Origin of the sequence: Tistlia consotensis USBA 355, from assembly GCF_900177295.1 — a bacterium.
Classification (GTDB): Bacteria; Pseudomonadota; Alphaproteobacteria; order Kiloniellales; family DSM-21159; genus Tistlia; species Tistlia consotensis.
Window position 1 is genome coordinate 1 of the sequence record NZ_FWZX01000008.1, and the last position, 20,941, is coordinate 20,941.

General features: G+C 71.4%; 22 protein-coding genes. 15 read left to right on the forward strand and 7 right to left on the reverse strand.

What is annotated here, in order from left to right; genetic code table 11:
- The 11 genes from B9O00_RS11875 to B9O00_RS11920 all read left to right on the forward strand — a co-directional run.
- Positions 1-305: hypothetical protein (locus B9O00_RS11875; RefSeq protein WP_235017107.1), on the forward strand; the 305-nt coding region annotated here is incomplete at its 5' end.
- Positions 306-565: 260 nt separating this feature from the next.
- Entirely contained in the window at positions 566-4,507 is a 3,942-nt protein-coding gene (locus B9O00_RS11880; RefSeq protein WP_085122898.1) for a coiled-coil domain-containing protein, read from the forward strand.
- Positions 4,504-6,222, forward strand: coding sequence for a hypothetical protein (locus B9O00_RS11885; protein WP_085122899.1), 1,719 nt, complete (start codon positions 4,504-4,506; stop codon positions 6,220-6,222). The genes B9O00_RS11880 and B9O00_RS11885 overlap by 4 nt, the downstream gene beginning before the upstream one ends.
- A complete protein-coding gene (locus tag B9O00_RS11890; RefSeq protein WP_085122900.1) occupies positions 6,219-7,010 on the forward strand; it encodes a hypothetical protein in 792 nt (263 codons plus the stop codon). Before B9O00_RS11885 ends, B9O00_RS11890 begins: the two co-directional genes overlap by 4 nt.
- Positions 7,011-7,020: 10 nt before the next feature.
- Positions 7,021-8,133 (forward strand): hypothetical protein, encoded by a 1,113-nt coding sequence (locus B9O00_RS11895; RefSeq protein WP_085122901.1) that lies wholly within the window; start codon positions 7,021-7,023, stop codon positions 8,131-8,133.
- Positions 8,133-8,858, forward strand: coding sequence for a LamG-like jellyroll fold domain-containing protein (locus B9O00_RS11900; RefSeq protein ID WP_085122902.1), 726 nt, complete (start codon positions 8,133-8,135; stop codon positions 8,856-8,858). The genes B9O00_RS11895 and B9O00_RS11900 overlap by 1 nt, the downstream gene beginning before the upstream one ends.
- Before the next feature lie 9 nt (positions 8,859-8,867).
- Entirely contained in the window at positions 8,868-9,482 is a 615-nt protein-coding gene (locus tag B9O00_RS11905; RefSeq protein WP_085122903.1) for an HI_1402-related protein, read from the forward strand.
- Positions 9,482-9,637: a hypothetical protein gene (locus B9O00_RS33035; protein WP_159460199.1), complete on the forward strand. Its 156-nt coding sequence runs from the start codon at positions 9,482-9,484 to the stop codon at positions 9,635-9,637. Before B9O00_RS11905 ends, B9O00_RS33035 begins: the two co-directional genes overlap by 1 nt.
- Positions 9,634-9,960 (forward strand): hypothetical protein, encoded by a 327-nt coding sequence (locus tag B9O00_RS11910; protein WP_085122904.1) that lies wholly within the window; start codon positions 9,634-9,636, stop codon positions 9,958-9,960. Before B9O00_RS33035 ends, B9O00_RS11910 begins: the two co-directional genes overlap by 4 nt.
- A 33-nt stretch (positions 9,961-9,993) precedes the next feature.
- Positions 9,994-10,197, forward strand: a complete 204-nt coding sequence (locus B9O00_RS11915) for a hypothetical protein (protein WP_085122905.1) — start codon at positions 9,994-9,996, stop codon at positions 10,195-10,197.
- A gap of 50 nt (positions 10,198-10,247) precedes the next feature.
- The gene (locus B9O00_RS11920; RefSeq protein ID WP_085122906.1) at positions 10,248-10,877 is read left to right on the forward strand and encodes a hypothetical protein; all 630 of its coding nucleotides are present in this window, start codon (positions 10,248-10,250) and stop codon (positions 10,875-10,877) included.
- A 180-nt stretch (positions 10,878-11,057) separates the two neighbouring features.
- Here the strand turns inward: B9O00_RS11920 and B9O00_RS11925 are convergent, their stop codons facing one another.
- Entirely contained in the window at positions 11,058-12,524 is a 1,467-nt protein-coding gene (locus B9O00_RS11925; protein ID WP_085122907.1) for a 4-hydroxyphenylacetate 3-hydroxylase family protein, read from the reverse strand.
- A 31-nt stretch (positions 12,525-12,555) separates the two neighbouring features.
- On the reverse strand, positions 12,556-13,071 hold the full coding sequence (locus B9O00_RS11930; RefSeq protein ID WP_085122908.1) for a flavin reductase family protein: 516 nt from the start codon (positions 13,069-13,071) through the stop codon (positions 12,556-12,558).
- A 125-nt stretch (positions 13,072-13,196) separates the two neighbouring features.
- On the opposite strand from B9O00_RS11930, the gene B9O00_RS11935 reads away from it, so the two are divergent.
- The 4 genes from B9O00_RS11935 to B9O00_RS11950 all read left to right on the forward strand — a co-directional run bounded on the left by B9O00_RS11935 (position 13,197) and on the right by B9O00_RS11950 (position 17,669).
- A complete protein-coding gene (locus B9O00_RS11935; protein ID WP_085122909.1) occupies positions 13,197-14,108 on the forward strand; it encodes a LysR substrate-binding domain-containing protein in 912 nt (303 codons plus the stop codon).
- 41 nt (positions 14,109-14,149) lie between these two features.
- Entirely contained in the window at positions 14,150-14,974 is an 825-nt protein-coding gene (locus B9O00_RS11940) for an aldo/keto reductase (RefSeq protein WP_085122910.1), read from the forward strand.
- 73 nt (positions 14,975-15,047) lie between these two features.
- Entirely contained in the window at positions 15,048-16,319 is a 1,272-nt protein-coding gene (locus B9O00_RS11945; protein WP_322111194.1) for an iron-containing alcohol dehydrogenase, read from the forward strand.
- A 270-nt stretch (positions 16,320-16,589) separates the two neighbouring features.
- Positions 16,590-17,669 carry a Glu/Leu/Phe/Val family dehydrogenase gene (locus B9O00_RS11950; RefSeq protein ID WP_085122912.1) on the forward strand — a complete coding sequence of 360 codons (1,080 nt, stop codon included), beginning with the start codon at positions 16,590-16,592 and terminating at the stop codon, positions 17,667-17,669.
- A 28-nt stretch (positions 17,670-17,697) separates the two neighbouring features.
- Here the strand turns inward: B9O00_RS11950 and B9O00_RS11955 are convergent, their stop codons facing one another.
- The 5 genes from B9O00_RS11955 to B9O00_RS11975 all read right to left on the reverse strand — a co-directional run bounded on the left by B9O00_RS11955 (position 17,698) and on the right by B9O00_RS11975 (position 20,936).
- On the reverse strand, positions 17,698-18,189 hold the full coding sequence (locus B9O00_RS11955) for a PAS domain-containing protein (RefSeq protein WP_085122913.1): 492 nt from the start codon (positions 18,187-18,189) through the stop codon (positions 17,698-17,700).
- Between the two features lie 22 nt (positions 18,190-18,211).
- Positions 18,212-18,700, reverse strand: a complete 489-nt coding sequence (gene bfr / locus B9O00_RS11960) for a bacterioferritin (RefSeq protein ID WP_085122914.1) — start codon at positions 18,698-18,700, stop codon at positions 18,212-18,214.
- A 104-nt stretch (positions 18,701-18,804) separates the two neighbouring features.
- Positions 18,805-19,029, reverse strand: a complete 225-nt coding sequence (locus B9O00_RS11965; RefSeq protein ID WP_143596212.1) for a (2Fe-2S)-binding protein — start codon at positions 19,027-19,029, stop codon at positions 18,805-18,807.
- Between the two features lie 187 nt (positions 19,030-19,216).
- Positions 19,217-19,828, reverse strand: coding sequence for a 5-bromo-4-chloroindolyl phosphate hydrolysis family protein (locus B9O00_RS11970; RefSeq protein ID WP_159460200.1), 612 nt, complete (start codon positions 19,826-19,828; stop codon positions 19,217-19,219).
- A gap of 4 nt (positions 19,829-19,832) precedes the next feature.
- Positions 19,833-20,936 carry a toxic anion resistance protein gene (locus tag B9O00_RS11975; RefSeq protein ID WP_085122917.1) on the reverse strand — a complete coding sequence of 368 codons (1,104 nt, stop codon included), beginning with the start codon at positions 20,934-20,936 and terminating at the stop codon, positions 19,833-19,835.
- Positions 20,937-20,941 lie beyond the last annotated feature (5 nt).

Here is a 20,941-nt window from a genome sequence, read left to right on the forward strand (position 1 = left end):
CGGCTGCACGAGCTGCTGCCGTGGGAGTGGAAGGCCTTGCGGGACGCCGCCAAGGCAGCCTGACGATGGCGGCACCCATCCTGGTGCTGACGATCGAGCGCGTGGCCGAACTCCTGGGCGAAGACCTCGACTGGCTGTGGGACGTGGCCGGCGAGATGGAGCCCGAGGACGGCTGCCTCTGGGTCCACGGCGCCGACGACCAGCAGACCATCGCGTTCACGCCGGACAGCCTGGATCGTCTCAAAGAGCTGGTCGAGCACTACAAGGCCACCCCGCACCAACTCCGCCGCTACGAAAGCCTCTGACCCGCGGTCCTCACCGGACGGGTACGGCGGCCCGGGCGCTGTCGCAGCAGCTGCCGCAGCTGCTCGGCGGCTTCGGGCTCTGGGGCGCCGTCGTCGGTGCGGCCGTCGCGCTCGGCGGCGCCCTGATCACGACGATCTTCGACATCGGCTACAGCGCCAACGAGACCGACAACAAGCTGAAGGCCCTCGCCGATTCGACGGGCCTGGTCACCGACCGCCAGCGGCGCCTCGACGGGGGCCTCGAGGAGACGCGCCAGGCGGTGATCCGCCTTGCCGAGGCCTACCAGCTGGCGGACAAGGCGCAGAAGGGCTTCGCCGCGACCGACCTGTCCGGGGCGCTGGGGCGCAGCCGGACCGCGATTGAGTCGGAGATCGTCAGCAACCTCTCGGCCCAGCAGGAGGCGCTCAAGCAGCGTCTGTCGAGCTTCGGCGACACGCTGCGATCCGGACCGTTTACGATCCAGCAGGGCATGGCCGCGCGCTTCGGCATCCCGCGGAAGATCATCGCCGACCTGCCGGTCACCGACGAGCAGGCGGCCAGCCTGACCGGCGCGATCGGCGCCTTCCTCGACCACAAGACGGTCGACAACGCCAAGGCCGTCGCCGACGCGCTGAACAAGATCAACGCTGAGGCGAGCAAGATCTCGCCGGAGGTGGCGAAGCTTGCTCAGCAGGTCGGGGACGACTTCGACGCGATCGCGCAAGACCAGCGCGCAATCGACGCTCTCAAGGAGCTGCGCCGGCAGATCCAGGATACCGGGACGGTCGCGGCGCAGTTCGCCAGCGACGAGGAGCGCCTCCTCCAGCGCAAGCTGAGCCTCGTCGGCGCCGACCCCGCGAAGGCTGCCGGCGAGATCGCCGCCCTGCAGAAGCGCCTCGAGCTGCAGAAGCAGCAGCAGGGAGCGCTGACCGCCGAGCAGGAAGCCGAGGTCGAGCGCGCCCGGCGCCTGGCCGAGGGCAACGTCCTGCTCGAGCAGCAGACCGGCCTGGTCCGGCAGGTCCGCCAGGCCGAGGACGACGGCGAGCTGCTGCAGCGCCGCCTCGAGCTGATCGGCGCCTCGAAGGTCGAGCGCGACGTCGAGCTCGCCCGCCTGCAGCAGCGCCAGGAGCTGGAGCGCCAGGGCATCCCGCTCGACGACGCCCGCGCCAGGAAGCTGGTCGAGCAGGCCGGGACGCTCGCCCGGCAGAACGACCTGGTCGAGTACCAGGTCAAGCTCGCCGAGAAGCTGGCCGGCGGCCAGGACAGCCTGACCATCCTGCAGCGCCAGTTCTCCCTGCTCGGCGCCGACCCGGTCGTGTCCGCCGGCGTGATCGCCCGCGAGCAGCAGCGCCTCGAGATCGTCCGCGAGATTGGCAGCGCCGATGACCAGCGCTCGCGCGACCTGATCGACCAGGCCGGCCGGATCGCCGAGCAGAACGCCCGCCTGACCATCCAGAAGGGCCTGGTCGAGGACATCCGGGCCGCCAACGACAACTTGCGGGTCCTCGAGGCCGAGCGCGACCTGGTCGGCGCCACCTCGATCGAGCGCGAGACGATCCTGGCGCAGCTGCGCACCGAGCTGGACCTCAAGAAGCGCGGCGTCGATCTCAGCTCCGCCGAGGCGCAGCAGCTGATCGCGCTCAACCGGGAGATCGCCGCCAAGGGCGTGCTGCTCGACCAGCAGAAGCAGTTCGTCGACAGCCTCTCGGACTCGATCCGCCAGGCCTGGGAAGACGGCACCGGCGACGTCGACCTGGGGAACATCACCGACGCGCTTACCAAGGCCTTCAAGTCGGCCTGGTACTCGGCGATCATCGACGCGCCGCTGCGCCAGCTCGCCGGCGCCGCCAGCAAGCCGCTGACCGAGGCGATCGGCGGCACGGGCACCGGCGGGCTCGGCAATCTCTCGCTCACCAAGATCGGCGACTGGCTCGGGCTGACCGGACACTCGTCGGCGGCCAACGACCTCTCGGCCTTCGGCGGCGCCGGCCCGACGATCGCCGGAACCGGAGTCGGGCAGTCGGCGGCGCTCGCCGCGAGCGGTCCGCTCGGCGGCGCTGGCACTCTGCCGGGAACCGTGACCGGCTCGAGCGGCGGTGCGACGGCGGCGGCGACCGCCGCCCAGGCGACGCCGGGTGCCGCTTCCGGCCTGTCCTTCGGCCAGGCCTTCGGCGCGGCCGGATTCGGCTTGGGTGCATTCCAGGGCTTCCAGAGCGGCAACTACGCCCAGGGCGTGTCCAACCTGGTCGCCGCCGGGCTCATGTTCACGCCGGCGGCGCCGATCGCGCCGCTCGTCCCGATCGCCGGCAGCATCATCGGCGGCTTCTTCGGCAACCACCATCCGACAGTCGGCCCGAACTCGGCCGCCACCGGTACGCTCTACGGCGGCCTTGCCGGGATCACCGACGCCGGCGCGGACAACGACGGCCACGTCGCCAACAGCGTCAACTTCCTCAAGCAGCTCGCCCAGGCGCTCGACCAGGTCGGCACGGCGGCCGGCAAGGCGCTGCCGCCCGTCGACGCGAACGTCAAGATCAACGAGAAGAGCGGCGAGATCCTGGTCACGATCGCCGACGAGACCCGGCGCTACACCGACGCGACCGAGGCGCAGCTCGATTCGCTGAAGCGCCTCACCGAGCGCTATGGCGACCTCGACGGCGACATGGCCAAGGTCGTCGCTGGCGCCGGCAGCCTGGACGACGCTCTGCAGGGCCTGCAGACGATCGCCACGATCGATGCCCTGCCGACGTACTTCAAGGCGCAGACCGACCTGGAACGGCAGGTCACGGAGCTGACCGACCGCTACCAGGCGCTCACGGATCAGGCCGAGAAGCTCGGCCTGTCGGAGCAGCGCCTTCAGCATATCCGCGAAGCCGAAGCCGCCCAGCTCGAGCAGCTCCGGACCGACTTCGAGGCGAGCATCCAGCGCCAGATCCTGGAGATCACCAACTCGGGCTCCGCCTCACTCGCCAGCCTGCAGGATGCCTTCGTCCAAACCCTGCACGACGCCGCAGCGGTCGGTGCCGACCTGGAGGCGGTCGAGCGGCTCTACGGCCTGAAGCGCCTCCAGGCGGTCCAGTCCTTCAGCGAGCAGCAGCTGCGGGCCCTGCAGTACGGGACGCAGCTCGACCAGGCGCTCGCCGCCTACGAGACCGCCAGGCGGCGGATCCAGACGGCGGTCCAGGACATGGTCTCGCCGCTGCAGCAGTTCATCGATGCAGCCGAGCAGTTCCGCGACTCGCTCGGCCGGATCTTCGACAGCCTCTTGACGAACAAGGAACTGTCGCCGCTCGCCGACCAGGAGCGCCGCGACGAGGCGCTGAAAGTTCTCAAGCAGACCATCGCCGACGCGGCCGGAGGCGACGTCACCGCGCTCGGCAACGTCCAGGCTGATGTCCAGTCGTTCCTGCAGGCCTCGAAGGACGTCAACGCGAGCACGCCGGCCTATCAGGCAGACTTCAAGCTCGCCCAGGATCTGGCGAACGGCCTGGGCGTCGAGCTCGAGCCACAGATCGACGTCGCGCACCAGCAGCTCGACGTCCTGCAGCAGATCCTCGACCAGCTGCAGAACCCCCAGGTCGACACCGGCGCGCTCTCGTCCTTGCTGGCCGCCGCCGGGCTCAATCCCGCCCTGGCCGGCGGCCTGGTGTCCAGCCTGGCATCGGCCCAGCAGGCGATCGAGCGCGAGACGGCACACAGCAACCGCGACGCCCTGCAGCAGACCTATTCCGACCTGCTGCAGAAGCTGCGCCACGGCAGTCCGACCCAGGCCGACGCCGACGCCTGGTCGCGCGTCGCCGGCGAGCTGGACGCGAGCGGCGGCCTCGACCACGCCGGTATCGCGAAGGACGCCGGGGACTGGGAGCAGCGCGGCTTCAAGGTGTCGGGTTATGCCGAGGGCGGCGACCACCCGGGCGGACTCCGCATCGTCGGCGAGCGCGGCGCGGAGCTGGAGAACACGGGCCCGGCCCGCTACTTCTCGGCCCAGCAGACCTCGCAGATCTTCGCTGCCGGCATCAGCCAGGCGGCGGCGGCCGACGCCGACATCAAGGCCCTGACCAAGGCGGTCGACCGGAACACCGCGCAGATGGTCGTGCTGATCGACGAGGTTCGAGGCCGCGGCGAGGATGCCAGGCGCCAGGCGAGCGATCTGGAGTCCGCGACCCGTCTGACCGGGCGCGAAATGAAAGCGGCCGCCAAGGCCGCGGGGGGCAGCCAGTGACCGGCGGCTCCGCGATCGCCGGCCTGGGCGAGCTGCCGCTCGGCAGCCCGGCGCTGCGCGCCGACCTGCCCGACCGCTACCTGCGGATGCTCCGAGATCCCGGCGCGATCGCGGTCTATCTCGCCCAGGTCACCGGGGTCCGCGCCGGCGGCGGGGACGGCGGCCTGGTCGCCGGCCTCGGCGAGTCGGGCCTGGGCGAGCCGGTCGTCGCCGGTGTCGGTCAGGCGCTCAGCAGGACCTTCCGCTGGGCGACGCTGCACAAGTCGATGCGGCCGGGCGACGGCCGCCTGCCCAACGGGTTCTGGGACGGGCTCATGGCGACCGGGCCGAAGCTGACCCGCGAGCTGCCGCTGACCCCCGAGGATTCCCGGCGCCTGCGCGAGTCCTTCGGCGAGCTCGAGCTCGGCGACGGCGACCGCACGCTCGATGCGCTGCTCGCCGCCTACAACATCGACGGCCGCGAGCTGTCGTTCCTCTTCGGGCCCTGGGACGGCGACCTCGAGGACTTCGCCGAGGTCGGCCGCGTGCTGATCGAGAGCCCGGTCACCGGCGGCGCGCGCGCCCTCCTGGAGTTCCGCGACGCGACCCTCGGCCTCGACCAGGTCGCCCAGCCGCTCACCTTCGCCGGCACCGGCGATGGCGAGGGCGGCGACGACCTCAAGGACAAGCCCCTGCCGCTCGCCAAGGGGACCGTGCGCTTCGTCTCGCCGCCGGTCGAGGATTCGGCGAGCGACATGCGCCGCGCCGCCGACCGCGCCTTCGAGCTGCTCGGCGCCTACGACGGCGCCAAGGCGCTGGACGTCGCCGGCGACTGGCCGAGCTATGCCGCCTTGAAGGCGGCGACGCGCGGAGTCGCCGGCAGCGGCGCGGACATCGAGGCCGGCGAGATCGGCACCTGTCTCGCCGAGGGTTGGGTCCGGCCGGGCGGTCAGGTCTTCAACGCCCTGACGCTCGACATCCGCTGCGGCGCGACGACCCTTTCCGGCATGGCGCTGAGCGCGCTCGACGACGCCGGCTACGGCGAGACCGCGCGCGACAGCGCGAGCTGGCTCGAGATCGACTGGGGCGGCGGCGAGTCCGGCCTCTACGTCTCCAGCGACGAGCGACTGTCGACTGCCGACCTGCTCGACCGGATCACCGCCGCCGGCGACGCCTGGTGGGGCACCGATCGGCGCTCCCTGATCGTCGCCGGCCGGCTCTACGACCCGGACACGCTGACCGCGCACCTGACCTTGACCAGCTCGGACGTCGCGACCGCCAAGCGCGACCGGTACTACGCGCCGCGCAAGAGCCAGACCGTCACCTACGCGCGCTGCTACACGCCGCTGTCGGAGAACCAGATCGCGACCGGCGCGACCGATGTTCGGAAGACCTTCGCGCGCCAGGCGCTGCGCCAGGTCCAGCCGACCTTCGACACCATCGCGAGCCGCCATCCCCAGGCCTTCGACGCCGCCGCGATCGCCGGCCTCTTCGACAGCCAGGCCGATGCGCTCTCGCTGGCCCAGACCCGCGGCACGCTGTGGAGCCGCTGGTGGCGCTCCTGGTGGATCCTCGCCGGCCGGCGCGGCTTCGAAGCCAAGCTCGGCCGCTGCATCGCCGTCGAGCACCCCGACCTCGGCCGCTACTCCGGCCGCAGGTTCCTCGTCGTCGGCGAGCAGCTGACCGGCAGCGCCGCCGCCATCCTCCTGCGCATCGCGAGGCCGATCGAGAAGTGACCGCCAACCTCACCCGCGCCCTCTTCATCGGCGACGACCGGGTCGCCTCGGCCAGGTCGATCACGGCGACCAGCTGGGTCGGCAGCGACTATGCGCCCGCCAACGTCGCCAATCGCGTCCCGGCCTACCGCTGGGCGACGACCGACCCGCTGGCCGAGCTGACGATCGACTTCGGCGCCGACGTGGCGATCTCCGCCATCCTGGTCGAGCTCTATCGCGGGGAATGGCCGCTGCCGACCGGCGGGACCTTCCGCTTCCGCCTCGACCCGGACGGCGGAGCGGCCGGCGCCGGCGCACTGCTCGACCGGACGGTCGCGGCGGACCTGGTCGAGGGCTACGCCACGCACCTCGAGCTGCTCGATGCCGAGTACGCGGCCCGCTATCTCACGATCAAGCTCGGCCTGACCGGCGCCGATCGCTACGAGGTCGCCACGGCGATCGCCGGCACCTGGTGGCAGCCGCCGGACAACTACTCCTTCGGCGCTGTCGAGAAGCGGGTCGACCCCAGCGACCTCTCGATGCGCGCGGCCAGCGGGACGCTGCATCCGGACTATCGGCCCGGCTGGCGCTCCTGGAGCCTGCAGCTCGACCAGATGCCGGAGGACACCCGGGACTGGTTCCGCGATCTCCACCGCCAGCAGGGCCAACGCGGGCGCTTCGTCTTCTGCAAGGAGCCGGCCGCGGCCGCGACCGAGACTGCGGTCTGCCGCTTCGCCAGCGACCCCGCCTTCACCCGGAACCTGCCGCTCGCCTGGGACATCCCCGTCGAGATCGAGCAGCTCGTCTGAGGAGCCACCGATGACCGTCTTCGTGCTCGACAACGCCCGCAATCAGACCGACGCCAACGGCGCCCAGACCGACGCCTCGCTGGTCGACATCGTCGAGGGCTACCGCCAGATCGTCCAGGCGGCCTATGTCGGCTTCCCGATCATGTGCGTCGAGGTCGACGACGTGAACGCCTGGAGCCACATCGAGGGCTTCGTCGGGCGGCTGCAGAGCGGGCCGAACCGCCTGGAGAAGGTACGGCTGATCTTCAGCGACACCGGCAGCTGGATCGCCTGGAACGGCAGCCCTGGCATCATCTTCTCGACGCCGCTGAGCGAGCACTTCAACGGCTTCGACTGGATCGACACCGACGCGGCTGCGACGACCGAGGTCTACAAGATCGCCAGCGATCGGGCGCGCATCAATGCCGGCGGCACGATCGGCAGCCTGGGGACGGCACCCGTGGTCGGTGCGGAGATGCTGATCGAGGCAGGCGATACCGCCCTCACGTTGACCCACAACGCCGCCGCGATCCTCTGCCCGGGCGAGAAGGACCTGCCGTTGGCACCGGGCGATCGCGCCCGCGTGCGCTATCTCGGCGGCTCGGTCTCGGAGGTCCTCGAGGTGCTGCCCGGCTCGCGCATGCACTCGATCTCGATTCCCGTCGCCAGCATCCTGCCGAGCCCTAACGGCGGCTGCGAGAGCCTGACCAACGACAGTGCCGCCTCGACTGTCGCGACCCTCGAGTTCCTGCTCTTCTCGGCCTCGACGGCCAACCATGCCCAGGCCCAGCTGACCCTGCCGAAGAGCTATACCGGCGGCGACATCCTGGTCGAAGCGCTGCTCGCGTCGAACGGCAGCGGCAACGTCAAGGTCGACGTGCGCGCTGAGGCCGTCGGCGCAGGGGAGAGCCCGTCCGGCTGGGGCGATGCCGCGACGACGACCGTCGCCGTCGGCGCGACCGCCGGGGCGCAGAAGTCGACCGGCCGCCTGACCGTGACGCCGGCCGGCACGCCGGCGGGCGGCGAGGAGCTCTTCGTCCAGGTCAAGCGAGACGCCGCCGACGGCACCGACACGGCCGCCGACAAGATGCGCCTCTACGCGATCATCGTGACGATCCCCGTCAGCAAGGAAAGCGACGCCTGATGCGGCCCTATCGCCTGGCCGGCCGCCGCGCGAGCTACTTCGCGAACGCGGTCACGATCGACAACGCCTGGGCGTCGATCAGCGGCGGCTTCGGAACCAATCCCGCCTACTTTACCATTTCCTTCTGGCTGAAGATGCTGTCGGCGGACAGCACAGACCAGGCGCTGCTCTACACCTCCGGCGGCTCGTTCTTCCACCTCTACCGGGACTCGACGAACGCGCTGACCCTGACCATGGCGACGCCTGGGGGCACGATCATCTTCAACCAGGTCGCCGCCTATACCGGCTTCACGGTCGCCGCAGGCTGGCAGCACGTGATGATGGCGGTCGATCCCGGATCTACGGCCGAGTGCTACGTCAATAGCGTGGCCAGGAACCCCCCGTCCGTAGGCTCCGACGGCACGATCGCCTTCGACCGCGGGGACTTCCTGCTCGGCTCTTCGACGGTCGTCGGCGGTGCCAAGCTCCATGCCGACATCGCCGACTTCTGGCTCGACTTCTCCTGGCTGCCGCCCTCGACGGCCGCGAACCTCGCCAAGTTCCGCTCGTCGGGGGGCAAGCCGGTCAACCTCGGCGCCAACGGCCAGCTGCCGACGGGGTCGGCGCCGAGGCTCTACCTCGCGGGGCCTGCCAGCGGCTTCCTGGACAACAAGGGGGCGCCCAGCCCCGACTTCACGCTCGTGTCCGGCAGCCTGGCGGATGCCGCCTCGAGCCCGAGCAGCTAGGAACGCACCATGCCCACCTATGCAGAGATCCTGCCCGGCCAGCCGATACGGGAGGTCGTGTTCGGCCGGGCCCTGCAGCCTGACGAGATCAAGCACATCGGCGGCCTGCCGACCCTGCGGCCCCTGGTCGTCGACCTGTCGGTTCCGTCGGGCTATCGGGGGATCGGCACCGACTACCAGGTTGCCGACGTCCAGGTGACCAAGGTCGCGGTGACCGAGGCGATCCCGCTCGCGGAGCAGGCGGACGCCAAGGCAGCGACAGCCCGCCGGATCGGCGCTGCCAAGATGGACGCCATCGTCATCGACTACAGCGAGCAGGAGCGGCTCACCTTCGCCAAGCAGCTTTCCGAGGCGCAGGCCTACGATCCGAACGCGACGGCACAGGAGAACGAGGCCTCCTGCCCGATGCTGGTGCAGCTTGCCGCCGCCAGGCCGGACATCGCGACGCTCGCCGACATGGTCGACCTGGTTCTCGCCAAGGACACTGCCTGGTCGTTGGCGGTCGGCGCGGTCCTGGGCGTCCAGCAGGGGTTCGAGAAGGCCTGCGAAGCCGCCAAGGCCGCCGCCGACCAGGCCGCGGTCGATGCGATCGACGTCACCACAGGCTGGCCTGGAGAAGCTTGATGATCCGCTGCATGAAGGCGCGCAGGCGCCCCGACGGCCGCCCGTTCGGCATCCCCGACAGCGCTCACGACTGGGCGGTCTTCCTGACCGGCCTCGCCTGGGGGGCGGGCCTGACCGCGCTGGCCGCGCTGGCCTTTGGTGTGCCGGCGCTGTGACTGCGCCGGCCCTGCTCGACCCCGCCGGCGTCGTCGCCAAGCGGCACTGGCGGGCCAAGGAAGCCGCGGGCCTGCTCGCCCGCCTCGGGCTCGGCCAGGTCGCCGAGGTTCACCGCCGCGCCGGCTATGACCTGGAGCGCCTCGAGGGTTCGCTGACGACCTCCGGCCACCTGCGCGTCCAGGTCCGCTGGGCCAAGCTGCTGGCGCAGGGCCGAACGCTCGAGCGCCGCGAATCCTGGCGCCGCTACGACCTGGACCTCTCGATCGAGGAGTTCATCGCCTGGAGCGAGCTGCTCGCCGGCCGGCGCCGGCTGGAGGCTTGACCGTCCAGGCGGCGCGCGAGCAGCCTAGGATCCATGGCGAGCTCCTACACGATCGGCGAGCTGCTGACCGAGGGCTACACGGTCCACGGCTTCTGCTTCGGCTGCGGCACCGGCCGGCCGCTCGATCTCGCGGCGATCGCCGCGAGGCGGGGCAGGCAACTGCAGCTCCTGGAAATGAAGCGGCGCCTCCGCTGCACAGTCTGCCGCGGTCGGGTGGAGATCTGCCTCAGCAGCTAGCCCGCCGGCCTCGGGCCCATCGCCAATCACACCCCGATGCGGAGGTAGCAATGCGTTCGATCATCATCGCTGTGGCGGTCACCGTGCTTCTCATCGCGGCCCAGGCGGCTGCCGCGGGCGAGGGCGACCCTCTGAGGGTGCTCAAGCCGGCCGACCTGCCGGCCGACGGCCTGTTGCCGGCCGCGTCCATCGTCCACGGCTGGGCCGTCGCGCTCGACGGGGTGACGCTGGCCGTGGCACCCGGCGCGAACGGGGACAAGGAGTTCTTCGCCGACGCTGCCGACCGCCGCGTCATCCGACTCCGCCTCTGGGGTGTCATGGTGCCGGCCCCGGAGGCGACGGCCGCCGCGCTCTTCGCCCGCGCCGCGCTCGACGATCTCCTGACCTGCCGGCAGAAGCCATGCCGGACAGGGAGCGTCGAAGTCGGCGGCTTCGTGAAGTGCACGGCCGAGGGCATCCTGGTAGCGGGCCTACCGGCGGCCTCCTGCAGGACCGACGTCGTCGGCTCTCTGTCAACGCCCCTCGTCCTATCCGGCGCGGTCGTAACCGACCGGGATGTCATCGTCGACGGCGGTCGTGACGGGTCGGCCATGATCTCGGGCGAGAAGGCCCCGCGCCTGGCTCAAGAGGGATTCTGGTCGGGCCTCCCCCGGGCTCCTGTCGCCGGCGTCACCAACTGACGCAGCGCCCCAGCCATCTTCGAAGACAGCTCAAACCACCTTCGATCCCCACCCGCGCGTGCTATGAATTCTAACGTCAATGACTCCAAGATTCAGTGTCGCGCTACACTCGCCCCTTGGGGGAGAGGGAGGGGCCCGCGAAGCGGGAGGGTGAGGGGTGTCACGAGCGCAAGGCCCGCCTCAATGCGGCTTCTTCTTCCCCATCACCTTCTCCGACAGCCCGGCCGCCTTGCGCACGAAGTCGAGCGGGCCGGAGAAGTCGAAGTTGCGGTAGACCGCGGCCAGGTGCGCGAAGGGCGGCGACTGGGCGAAGAGCTCGAAGGTCAGGCGGTGGCCGGCGTAGTCGCTGTTGATCAGGTCGCGGGCGAAGGCCAGCAGCCGGCGCCGGTCCTCGGCGACCCAGTCCTCGTTGACGCTGTAGTACTTGGCCAGCCAGTGGGCGATCCCGGGGGCGTCGAAGGTCGCCGAGTCCGGGGTCACGCAGATCTGGCCGCCGCAGAGCTCGCGGGCGATATGGATCATCTCCGGCAGCTTCGAGCAGGCCTGGACGCGGCCGGTGTAGAGCAGCGACTGGTTGGGCATCAGCAGGCCCGCCGGGCTCTTCTCGGCCAGCGCGATCGAGGCGGTCAGGTGCGCGTTGATCGTCTCGCGGTAGCAGGCCAGCTGCGCCAGCTTCTCCTGCACCGCCTGCTGCTTGTCGAGGCCGGTCTGGCGCACGTTGAACAGCGCCGCGCCGATCAGCATGTCGGCGATCTTCTCGATGCGCTGCACGAAGGGGAAGGCCGAGTAGCGGTGCAGCGTGCCGCGGATGAAGGTCGCCGCCCTGGTGTGGCGGTAGAAGAGGACGTTCTCCCAGGGGATCAGCACGTCGTCGAAGATGACCAGCGTGTCGACCTCGTCGAAGCGGTTGGCCAGGGGATAGTCCGTGGCCGGCCGGCGCCCGGCGAAGCCGGTGCGGCAGATGTGCCTGATGCCCGGCGCGCCCATGTCGCAGATGAAGCCGAGGGCGTAGTCCGACAGCTCGGCGTCGCCCCAGTTGGCGATCGTCGGCTTGACGAAGGCCTGGTTGGCGTAGGCCGCCGCGGTCTCGTACTTGGCGCCGCGCACGACGATGCCGGCATCGGTCTCCTTGACCAGATGCAGCAGCATGTCCGGGTCCTGGTCCTGCGGCCGCTTCGAGCGGTCGCCCTTGGGATCGGTGTTGGCCGAGACGTGGAAGGGGTCGCCGTGCAGGGCCTTCTTGATGTGCGCCTCGATGTGGCGGGCGAACTGCGGGTCGACCTCGTTGAGCACGTCCTGGCCGTCGTAGAGCGACCACATCTCGCCGACCGTCTCGTCGCCGACCCGGATGACCACGCCGCCGATGTCGTTCAGCACGGTGTCGACCGCCTTGCGCTTGTCCCACCAGTCCTGCTGGCTCTCGGGCAGCTTCAGGCCGATCGCGTTGGGCTCGTTGGTCCCCGGGTCGACGTAGGACATGACGCCGGCCGTGGCCGGCTCGTGGGCGAGGTCGTAGATCCGTGCGCGGACGTCGACGATCGGCTTGAACGAGGGATGCGCGGTCACGTCCTTGACGCGCTCGCCGTCGATCCAGACCTCGCGGTCGTCGCGGATCGACTGGCGGTACTCCTCGCCGGTACGGATCATGGCAAAGGCTCTCCTGGTGAGGGGATTGAGGTCAGACCGGCGCGGGCGCGCAGGGCGCCAGGCGGCGGTAGGCGCGCTCCTGGTAGAGCAGGGGCCGCTCGGCGCCCGGCGCGCTCTCCAGCACCTGGCCGACGAAGACGCGGTGCGTGCCGTGGGCGTGGGCCGCCTCCAGCGCGCAGTGGAAGGTCGCGGCGGCGCCGGCCAGGCGCAGGGCGCCGTCGGCGCCGAGCCGCCAGTCGCCGGTCGCAAACTTGTCCTCGCCCTGGGCGAGGCCGCGGCCGGCGAAGACGTCGGAGATCGCCGACTGGCTTTCGGACAGCAGGTTCACCGTGAAGCGCCCGTTGCCCTCGATCGCCGCGCAGGTCGGGCTGAGCCGGTGCAGGCAGACCAGCAGCAGCGGCGGCTCGGCCGAGACCGAGGAGAGCGCCGAGACGGTCGTGCCGCGGCGGCCGGCGGGGCCGTCGGTCGCGACCGCCGCGACGGCGGTGGCGGCGCGGGCCATCGCGGCCAGGAAGGCGCTGCGGGCGGTCTCGTCGCAGGTCGTCATGGTCGGGCTCTCCCCCAGTCGGATCCGGTCGGAAGCGAACGCGAATTAGAACCGATCCGAAGGCTAGCTTCCCCCGCCATCTTCAGTAAAATATCATTTACCTAGGAATATCATCGGAAAAACTGATGAACTTCACCCTGCGCCAGCTCCGCTACCTCTGCGCCGTCGCCGAGGCCGGCAGCATCGCTGCGGCGGCCCAGCGCCTGGCGATCTCCCAGCCGGCGATCTCGGCGGCCGTCGCCCAGCTGGAGCGCGAGGCCGGCACCAGCTTCTTCCTGCGCCAGCCGGCCCAGGGCCTGGCGCCGACCGAGGCCGGCCGTGCCTTCCTGGCCCGCGCGCGCGGCCTGCTCGAGCACGCCGAGGAGGTCGGCGGCGCGGCGCGCAGCCTGGGCGAGGGCAGCAGCGGCAGCCTGACGCTCGGCTGCTTCTCGACCCTGGCGCCGGTCCACCTGCCGCGCCTCGCCAAGGCCTTCCAGGCGACGCAGCCGGGCATCGAGCTGGACTTCCGCGAGGGCTCGCTGGACGGGCTGCAGGCCGACCTGCTGTCCGGCGTGCTGGAGCTGGCGCTGCTCTACGACCTCGACCTCGACCGGCGGCTCGAGGCCGAGCGGCTGGCCGAGCTGCCGCCCTACGTGCTGCTCGCCGCCGGCGACCCGCTGGCGGCCCGGGACAGCCTGGATCTCGCCGAGCTGGCCGAACGGCCGATGGTCCTGCTCGACCTGCCGCACAGCCGCGAGTACTTCCGCTCGCTCTTCCTGGCGCGCGGCCTGGAGCCGCGGGTCGCCCGGCGCACCGCCTCCTACGAGCTGCTGCGGGCGCTGGTCGGCAGCGGCTTCGGCTATGCCCTGCTGAACGTCCGGCCGGCCACCGACCGGGCCTACGACGGCAGCCGGCTGGTGCAGCGGCCGCTCGCCGACCCGCCGCCGGGCCTCGCCCTGGTCCTGGCCCGCGTCGCCGCGGCCCGGCCGACCCGCCGCGCCCTGCTGTTCGCCGACTTCGCCCGCGGCTTCTTCGCAACGGCGGGAGCCACCTGCTAGGGTCCCGATCCGATGGAGCGACGCGCGGGAAGGAGCCGCCGATGATCGAGATCAGGACCAGGGGCGCCCGGCTGCCGGCGCTCGGCTTCGGCACCTGGGACCTGCGCGGCGACAACTGCCGGCAGATGATCCCCGTCGCCCTGGAGCTCGGCTACCGCCACATCGATACGGCGCAGTCCTACGGCAACGAGGCCGCGGTCGGGCAGGGGCTGCGCGATGCCGGCCTGGCCCGCGACGCGCTCTGGATCACCAGCAAGCTGTGGCCCGACGACCTGGCGCCCGAGCGGGTGCCCGGCGCCCTCGCCGAATCCCTGGAGCGGCTCGGCACCGACTACCTCGACCTGCTGCTGATCCACTGGCCGAGCCAGACGGTCTCCCACCTCGAGACCCTGGCGGCGATGGAGGAGCAGCGCCAGGCCGGCCGGCTGCGCCACCTCGGCGTCTCGAACTTCACCGTGGCGCAGGTCGCCGAGGCGAGCGCTGCCGGCTTCGAGCTGCTGACCGACCAGGTCGAGTACCACCCCTTGCTCAGCCAGGACGACCTGCGCGACGCGCTGGCTGCGTGCGACATGGTGCTGACCGCCTATGCGCCGCTGGCGCGCGGCCGGGTCGCGGCCGAGCCGACGATCCGCGGCATCGCCGAGCGCCACGGCAAGACGCCCGAGCAGGTCGCGCTGCGCTGGCTGGTCCAGCAGCGCAACGTGGCGGCGATCCCGAAAGCCGGCAGCCGGCCGCATGCCGCGGCCAACATCGCGATCTTCGACTTCGTGCTCGAGCCGGGCGAGATGGCCGCGATCGCCGGCCTCGGGCGGCAGCGGCAACGCCTGGTCGATCCCTCCTGGGCGCCGGCCTGGGACGCGGCCTGACAGGTGACAGCCACTCTCAATTCGCTTCATGGTTCGACAGGCTCACCATGAAGCGGTTCGGGTTCACGCCCCGGTGGACTGGCCTCTGAGCGCGAAATGGCGCTGGAAAGCGATCTACGCGACCGCTAGAAGCGCGATCACCGAGACCCCGAACAACAGGACCACCGCCATGGGCGACGCCGCCGATCTGAAGTCGAACTGGAACTTCCCGACCCAGGTGCTGTTCGGCCCGGGCCGTATCGCCAGCCTGCCGGCGGGCTGCCGCTCGCTCGGCATGGCGCGGCCGCTGCTGGTCACCGATCCCGGCCTCGCGGCGCTGCCGATGATCGCCGAGGCGCTGGAGCTGTGCCGCGCCGACGGCCTGGGCGTCGCGCTCTTCTCCGAGGTCAAGGGCAACCCGACCGGCGCCAACGTCGAGGCCGGCATCGCCGCCTTCAAGGCCGGCGGGCACGACGGCGTCATCGCCTTCGGCGGCGGCTCGGCCCTCGATGCCGGCAAGACCATCGCCTTCGTGGCCCGCCAGAGCCGGCACTGGTCGGAGTTCGAGGACCGCGGCACGAACTGGAAGCTCGCCGATCCCGAGGCGATCGCGCCGATCCTGGCGGTGCCGACGACCGCCGGCACGGGCTCGGAGACCGGCCGCGTCGGCGTCATCCTGGACGAGCGCGACCACATCAAGAAGATCGTCTTCCATCCGAAGATGCTGCCGGGCCTGGTGATCTCCGATCCCGAGCTGACCGTCGGGCTGCCGGCCAAGCTGACCGCGGCGACCGGCATGGACGCCCTGGCGCACTGCCTGGAGGCCTATTGCGCGCCGGGCTTCCAGCCGCTCTGCGAGGGCATCGCCGTCGAGGGCATGCGGCTGATCAAGGACTGGCTGCCGCGCGCCGTCCATGAGGGCCAGGACGTCGAGGCGCGCGCCTACATGCTGGCCGCCGCGTCGATGGGCTCGACCGCCTTCCAGAAGGGCCTGGGCGCGATCCATTCGCTGTCGCACCCGGTCGGCGCGCTCTACGACACCCACCACGGCCTGACCAACGCCGTCTTCATGCCCTATGTGCTGCAGTTCAACCGCACCGCCATCGAGGCGAAGATGCAGCGGCTGGCTGCCTGGCTCGGCCTCGGGACGCCGGGCTTCCCGGCCTTCCTCGACTGGGTGCTGCGCTTCCGCGAGGAGCTCGGCATCCCGCACAGCCTGGCCGAGATCGGCGTCGACGACTCCCGGACCGACGAGATCGTCGCCATGGCGCTCGACGACCCGACCGCGCCGACCAACCCGGTGCCGCTGGAGGCCGCGCCGGTGCGCCGGCTGTTCGAGGACGCCCTGGCCGGGCGCCTGGCCTAGGGCGAGGCGGTCTCGCGCACCGGGCGCCGGCGGGCGCCCGAATCGCCGGATCTTCATCGGAAAGAAAATTACCCGGTCTGCCTGGCAGACCGGTCTTTCGAACGCCCGCGCGGGCGCGCCGCTCACATTGCTGCTTTCTTGGGCAGGACCGGAACAGGCCGTTGAAGCGGCCCGTTCTCCGGGACAGCTTCTGAGGCGGAAGCAAGCAACGAGAGCCGGTGAACGGCCGAGGGTCCTGAGCCAGGAACCACGATCCGGAGGTCTTGCGTCATGTCCGTCTTTGCCCATCCCGAGTTCGACAATCACGAGCGCGTCGTCTTCGTCCGCGACGCCGAGAGCGGCCTGAAGGCCATCGTCGCCGTCCACGACACGAGCCTCGGCCCGGCGCTCGGCGGCTGCCGCTTCTGGACCTACGCCAGCGACGACGAGGCGCTGACCGACGTGCTGCGCCTGTCGCGCGGCATGACCTACAAGTCGGCCCTGGCGGGCCTGCCGCTGGGCGGCGGTAAGTCGGTGGTCATCGGCGACGCGCGCGCGCTGCGCGCCGAGCCGGCGCGTGCCGAGGCGCTGTTCCGGGCGCTCGGCCGGGCCGTCGAGCAGCTCGGCGGCCTCTATACCGCCGCCGAGGACGTCGGCACCTCGGTCGCCGACCTGGAGCTGGTGGGCCGCGAGACCCGCCACGTCGCCGGCGTCGCCAGGGGCCAGGTCGGCGATCCCTCGCCCTACACCGCCTACGGCGTGTTCCGCGGCCTGCAGGCCGCCGTGCGCCACAAGCTGGGCCGCAGCGATCTCGAGGGCCTGCGGGTCGCCGTCCAGGGCCTGGGCCATGTCGGCCAGGGGCTCTGCGAGCACCTGGCCGAGGCCGGCGCGAAGCTGATCGTCGCCGACCTCGACGGCGAGCGGGTCGCGGCGCTGGTCGAGCGCTTCGGCGCCGAGGCCGGCGACCCCGCGGCGATCCTGGCCGCCGACTGCGACGTCGTCGCGCCCTGCGCGCTCGGCGCCGTGCTGAACGACGACTCGATCGCGGCGCTCAGGGCCCCGGTCGTCGCCGGCGCCGCCAACAACCAGCTGGCCGAGCCGCGCCACGGCGAGCTGCTGCGCCGCAAGGGCGTGCTCTACGCGCCCGACTACCTGGTCAACGCCGGCGGCATCATCGTCATCGCCTACGAGGCCGGCCGCCGCGGCCCGCGCTTCGAGCGCGCCCAGGCCATGGCCCACATCGACCGGATCCACGACACCGCGCTCGAGATCTTCGCCCGGGCCGAGCGCGAGGGCATCGCGACCTCGCTCGCTGCCGACCGCCTGGCCGAGGAGCGCTTCCGGCGGCCGGGCAGGGCGCGGGCGGCCTGAGCCCGTCAAGTCCCCTGAGCTTCGCGGGTCAGAAGAAGACCGTCAGGCCGAGGAGCATGTTGACCGTCTCGTCGTCGTCCGACAGCGGCAGCAGGATGGTCTCGAAGCGGGACCAGGGCTTGCTCGGCAGCCAGTAGAGCGTGCCGGTCGACATCCAGGGCTCGCGGCTGGCGACGACCTGGTCGCCGACCTCGCAGAGCCGGTCGGCCGGGGCCCGGTCGGTCTTCTGGTGCGGGTAGCAGCCGGTCCAGTCGGCGCCCTGGTAGTCGACCTGCGCGGTGCCGTGCAGCCGGACGCGGAAGCGCCGCTCGCGCGGGCTCTGCGGGAAGACGTCGATCAGCATCAGGTGGGGCAGCAGCCGGCGCGCGTCGGCGGGATCGAAATCCCGGCGCGCCGGCATGCGCCGCTCGCCGCGCAGCTCCCGCCACAGCCGGTGCAACTCCTGGAGCTCCGGACGGCAGTCCTCGATCGACAGCAGCCGGGTGCTGCTGCCCGGAACGATCATGCTGGCCGCGATCATCCTGCCCTGCCGCCGCGCCGGCTCAGTCGTCCGGCGTGGCGTTGGGCTTGGTCTGCAGGTGGATGAAATGGGCGATGCCCATCTTCTCGACCAGGCCGAGCTGGGTCTCCAGCCAGTCGATGTGCTCCTCCTCGCTCTCCAGGATGTCCTCGAAGAGCTCGCGGCTGCCGTAGTCGCGGACCTCCTCGCAGTACTGGATCGCGTCGCGCAGGTCGGGCATGGCCTTGCGCTCGAGCTTGAGGTCGCACTCCAGGATCTCCTGGACCGATTCGCCGATCAGCAGCTTGTCGAGGTCCTGGAGGTTCGGCAGCCCTTCGAGGAAGAGGATGCGCTTCACCAGGGCGTCGGCATGCTTCATCTCGTCGACGGATTCCTCGTATTCCTTCTTGCCGAGCTCGGAGACGCCCCAGTCCTGCAGCATGCGCGCGTGCAGGAAATACTGGTTGATCGCGGTCAGCTCGTTGCGCAGGACCTTGTTGAGGAACTCGATGACCTTCTTGTCGCCCTTCATGGCCTGTCCTTCCGGAGCGTGATCTTCGTTGCGGCGACGAGAAGCCTAGCGCGGCGGCCGGCGCCGCGCCAATGCCGCTTCGAGGGCCGGGCGGCGGGGAAGGGCTATTCGGCGGCGACCGAGAGGGGATCGAGGGCGGCCGGGGCGCCGTCGTTCGCCCCTGCCTGCGCCGCGTGCTCGTCGATCATGCCGACGATGGTGTCGCGGCAGCGTCCGCAGCTCGGCCGGAGGCCGTTGCGCAGGAACACCTGGGCATGGCTGCGCGCGCCCTCGGAGAGGGCCTGCTTGACCTGGCGGCAGTTCATTCCGGAGCAGAGGCAGACATACACGGCGTGACGGTCCCAAGTCGGCTCTAGAGAGAATGCGAACTGTTCGCAATCGCACCTCTAGATAGGGGACCGCCGGGGCCCTGTCAATCGCATCGATCGCCGCGGCCTATCGAGCCTTCGGCAAGGGAGCAGCCGAGCCGGTCCGTGCTCCCTCTCCGCCCCAGAGGGGTAGAGAGGGAACCTGCGGTCAGCGCGCCCGCTCGTCCTCCAGGGACTGCTCGAGCAGGCGCAGCTCGGCCTCCAGGGCGTCGCCCTCGGGCGCGTGGAGGCGGCCGGCGTAGTCGCGGAACACGGTATCGAGCCGCTCGAGCATCGCAGCGGTCTCGGCCAGGCGCGCCGGGTCGGCGCCGGGGCGGCCCTCCAGCTCGGCGTAGCTCTCGGCCAGGCGCAGCGCCGAGGGCAGGTAGAAGGTCAGCAGGCGCTGCACGGCGAGCAGGCGCTGCGGCCGGCGCTCGAGCCGGCGGCAGAGCTCGTTGGCGCCCTCGACGAGGCCGTCGATCCGTGCGGCGACGCGCCGGTCGGCGATGCGCCGGCCGGCGGCGGAGAGCGCGGGCAGGTCGTGGGCCGCCGAGCCCAGGACCTCGCGGACCAGGGCGACCCGCGGGCGCTCGCTGCGCGCGATGCCGCCGAACAGGCCGCGCGGCGAGAGGTGCCAGCGCAGCGCCAGGAAGCCGGCGAGGCCGGCCGGCAGGGCGGCCCAGACCGGCGCCAGCAGGAGGCCGAGCAGGGCGACCAAGCCGCCGCCGAGGCCGGCGACGAGCGTGCGGTTGCGGATCCAGCCCGAGGGCTCGATCGCCACGGCCTCAGCCTCCCGCGGCATCGCCGCCGCCGTCCGCGGCCGCGCTCAGCGCCTGCTTCAGCTCGCGCTCGATCTGCTGCAGCTGCTGCTCGGCCTCGCGGCGCTTCGCGTTGCCGCCGCGCTGGATCTCCAGCACGCCGGAGATCGTCTCGACCAGCTTGCGGTTGGTCTCCTGCAGCGTCTCGATGTCGACCACGCCGCGTTGCGCCTGGCGCTCCAGCTCGATCGAGCCGGTCTTCAGCATCTCGGCGTTCTTGCGCAGCATCGCGTTGGTCGCGTCGGCGACCTCGCGGTCCAGGTTCAGCGCCGTCTCCTGGCGGTGCAGGGCGAGCGCGATGGTCATCTGGTTCTTCCAGGTCGGGATGGTCGTCGAGATCGAGGACTGCAGCTTGTCGATCAGCGTCTCGTTGCCGCCCTGGATCAGCCGGATCTGCGGCAGGCTCTGCTGGGCGACGGCGCGGCTGAGCTTGAGGTCGTGGAGGCGGCGACGGAAACGCTCGACGGCCTGGCGCGCGTCGTTGAGGCGCTGCGCCGCCAGATGCGACTCGCCGCCGGCGGCGGCCTGGGCGGCCTGCTCCAGCTTCGGCACCTCGCGTGCCTCGTAGTCGGCGAGGTAGTGCTCGCCGGCTTCGATGTGCGCCTCGAGCTGGCGCAGGTGTTCCAGGTTGCGCTTGTAGAACTGGTCGAGCATGGCGACGTCGCGGCGCAGCCCGTCGCGCTGGCGGTCGAGCTCGATGGCGATGCGGTCGACCTGGGCGGCGACGCTGCCGAACTGCTCCTTGAAGCGCACGACCTTGCGCCGGGTGCCGCCGAGCAGCCGGTCGACCAGGCCCTGGTCCTTCAGGCGGTCCGGGGCCAGCCCCTGGACCTTGGCCAGCATGTCGGCGAGCAGCTCGCCGATCGGGCCGGCGTCCTTGTTCAGGGTCTCGCGCAGCACGCCGTCGGCGAACTCCGCGACCGCGCGCTGGGCATGCTCGCCGTAGTCGGCGACGGCGCCGCGGTCGTCGAGGTCGATGCCGGCCTGGATCTCGGCGACCAGCCGGTCGCCGGGCGCGGCCTCGGGCGGCAGGTCCGGCGCGGCCCCCTGCTTCTGCGAACTCTCGGTCATCCGGC

What these genes read in the sequence shown, in the direction of transcription:
- B9O00_RS11895 (WP_085122901.1), top strand. Translation starts at nt 7,021, where the DNA reads ATGACCGTCTTCGTGCTCGACAACGCCCGCAATCAGACCGACGCCAAC.
- B9O00_RS11900 (WP_085122902.1), top strand. Translation starts at nt 8,133, where the DNA reads ATGCGGCCCTATCGCCTGGCCGGCCGCCGCGCGAGCTACTTCGCGAAC.
- B9O00_RS11905 (WP_085122903.1), top strand. Translation starts at nt 8,868, where the DNA reads ATGCCCACCTATGCAGAGATCCTGCCCGGCCAGCCGATACGGGAGGTC.
- B9O00_RS33035 (WP_159460199.1), top strand. Translation starts at nt 9,482, where the DNA reads ATGATCCGCTGCATGAAGGCGCGCAGGCGCCCCGACGGCCGCCCGTTC.
- B9O00_RS11915 (WP_085122905.1), top strand. Translation starts at nt 9,994, where the DNA reads ATGGCGAGCTCCTACACGATCGGCGAGCTGCTGACCGAGGGCTACACG.
- B9O00_RS11920 (WP_085122906.1), top strand. Translation starts at nt 10,248, where the DNA reads ATGCGTTCGATCATCATCGCTGTGGCGGTCACCGTGCTTCTCATCGCG.
- B9O00_RS11925 (WP_085122907.1), bottom strand. Translation starts at nt 12,524, where the DNA reads ATGATCCGTACCGGCGAGGAGTACCGCCAGTCGATCCGCGACGACCGC.
- B9O00_RS11930 (WP_085122908.1), bottom strand. Translation starts at nt 13,071, where the DNA reads ATGACGACCTGCGACGAGACCGCCCGCAGCGCCTTCCTGGCCGCGATG.
- B9O00_RS11935 (WP_085122909.1), top strand. Translation starts at nt 13,197, where the DNA reads ATGAACTTCACCCTGCGCCAGCTCCGCTACCTCTGCGCCGTCGCCGAG.
- B9O00_RS11940 (WP_085122910.1), top strand. Translation starts at nt 14,150, where the DNA reads ATGATCGAGATCAGGACCAGGGGCGCCCGGCTGCCGGCGCTCGGCTTC.
- B9O00_RS11950 (WP_085122912.1), top strand. Translation starts at nt 16,590, where the DNA reads ATGTCCGTCTTTGCCCATCCCGAGTTCGACAATCACGAGCGCGTCGTC.
- B9O00_RS11955 (WP_085122913.1), bottom strand. Translation starts at nt 18,189, where the DNA reads ATGATCGCGGCCAGCATGATCGTTCCGGGCAGCAGCACCCGGCTGCTG.
- bfr (WP_085122914.1), bottom strand. Translation starts at nt 18,700, where the DNA reads ATGAAGGGCGACAAGAAGGTCATCGAGTTCCTCAACAAGGTCCTGCGC.
- B9O00_RS11975 (WP_085122917.1), bottom strand. Translation starts at nt 20,936, where the DNA reads ATGACCGAGAGTTCGCAGAAGCAGGGGGCCGCGCCGGACCTGCCGCCC.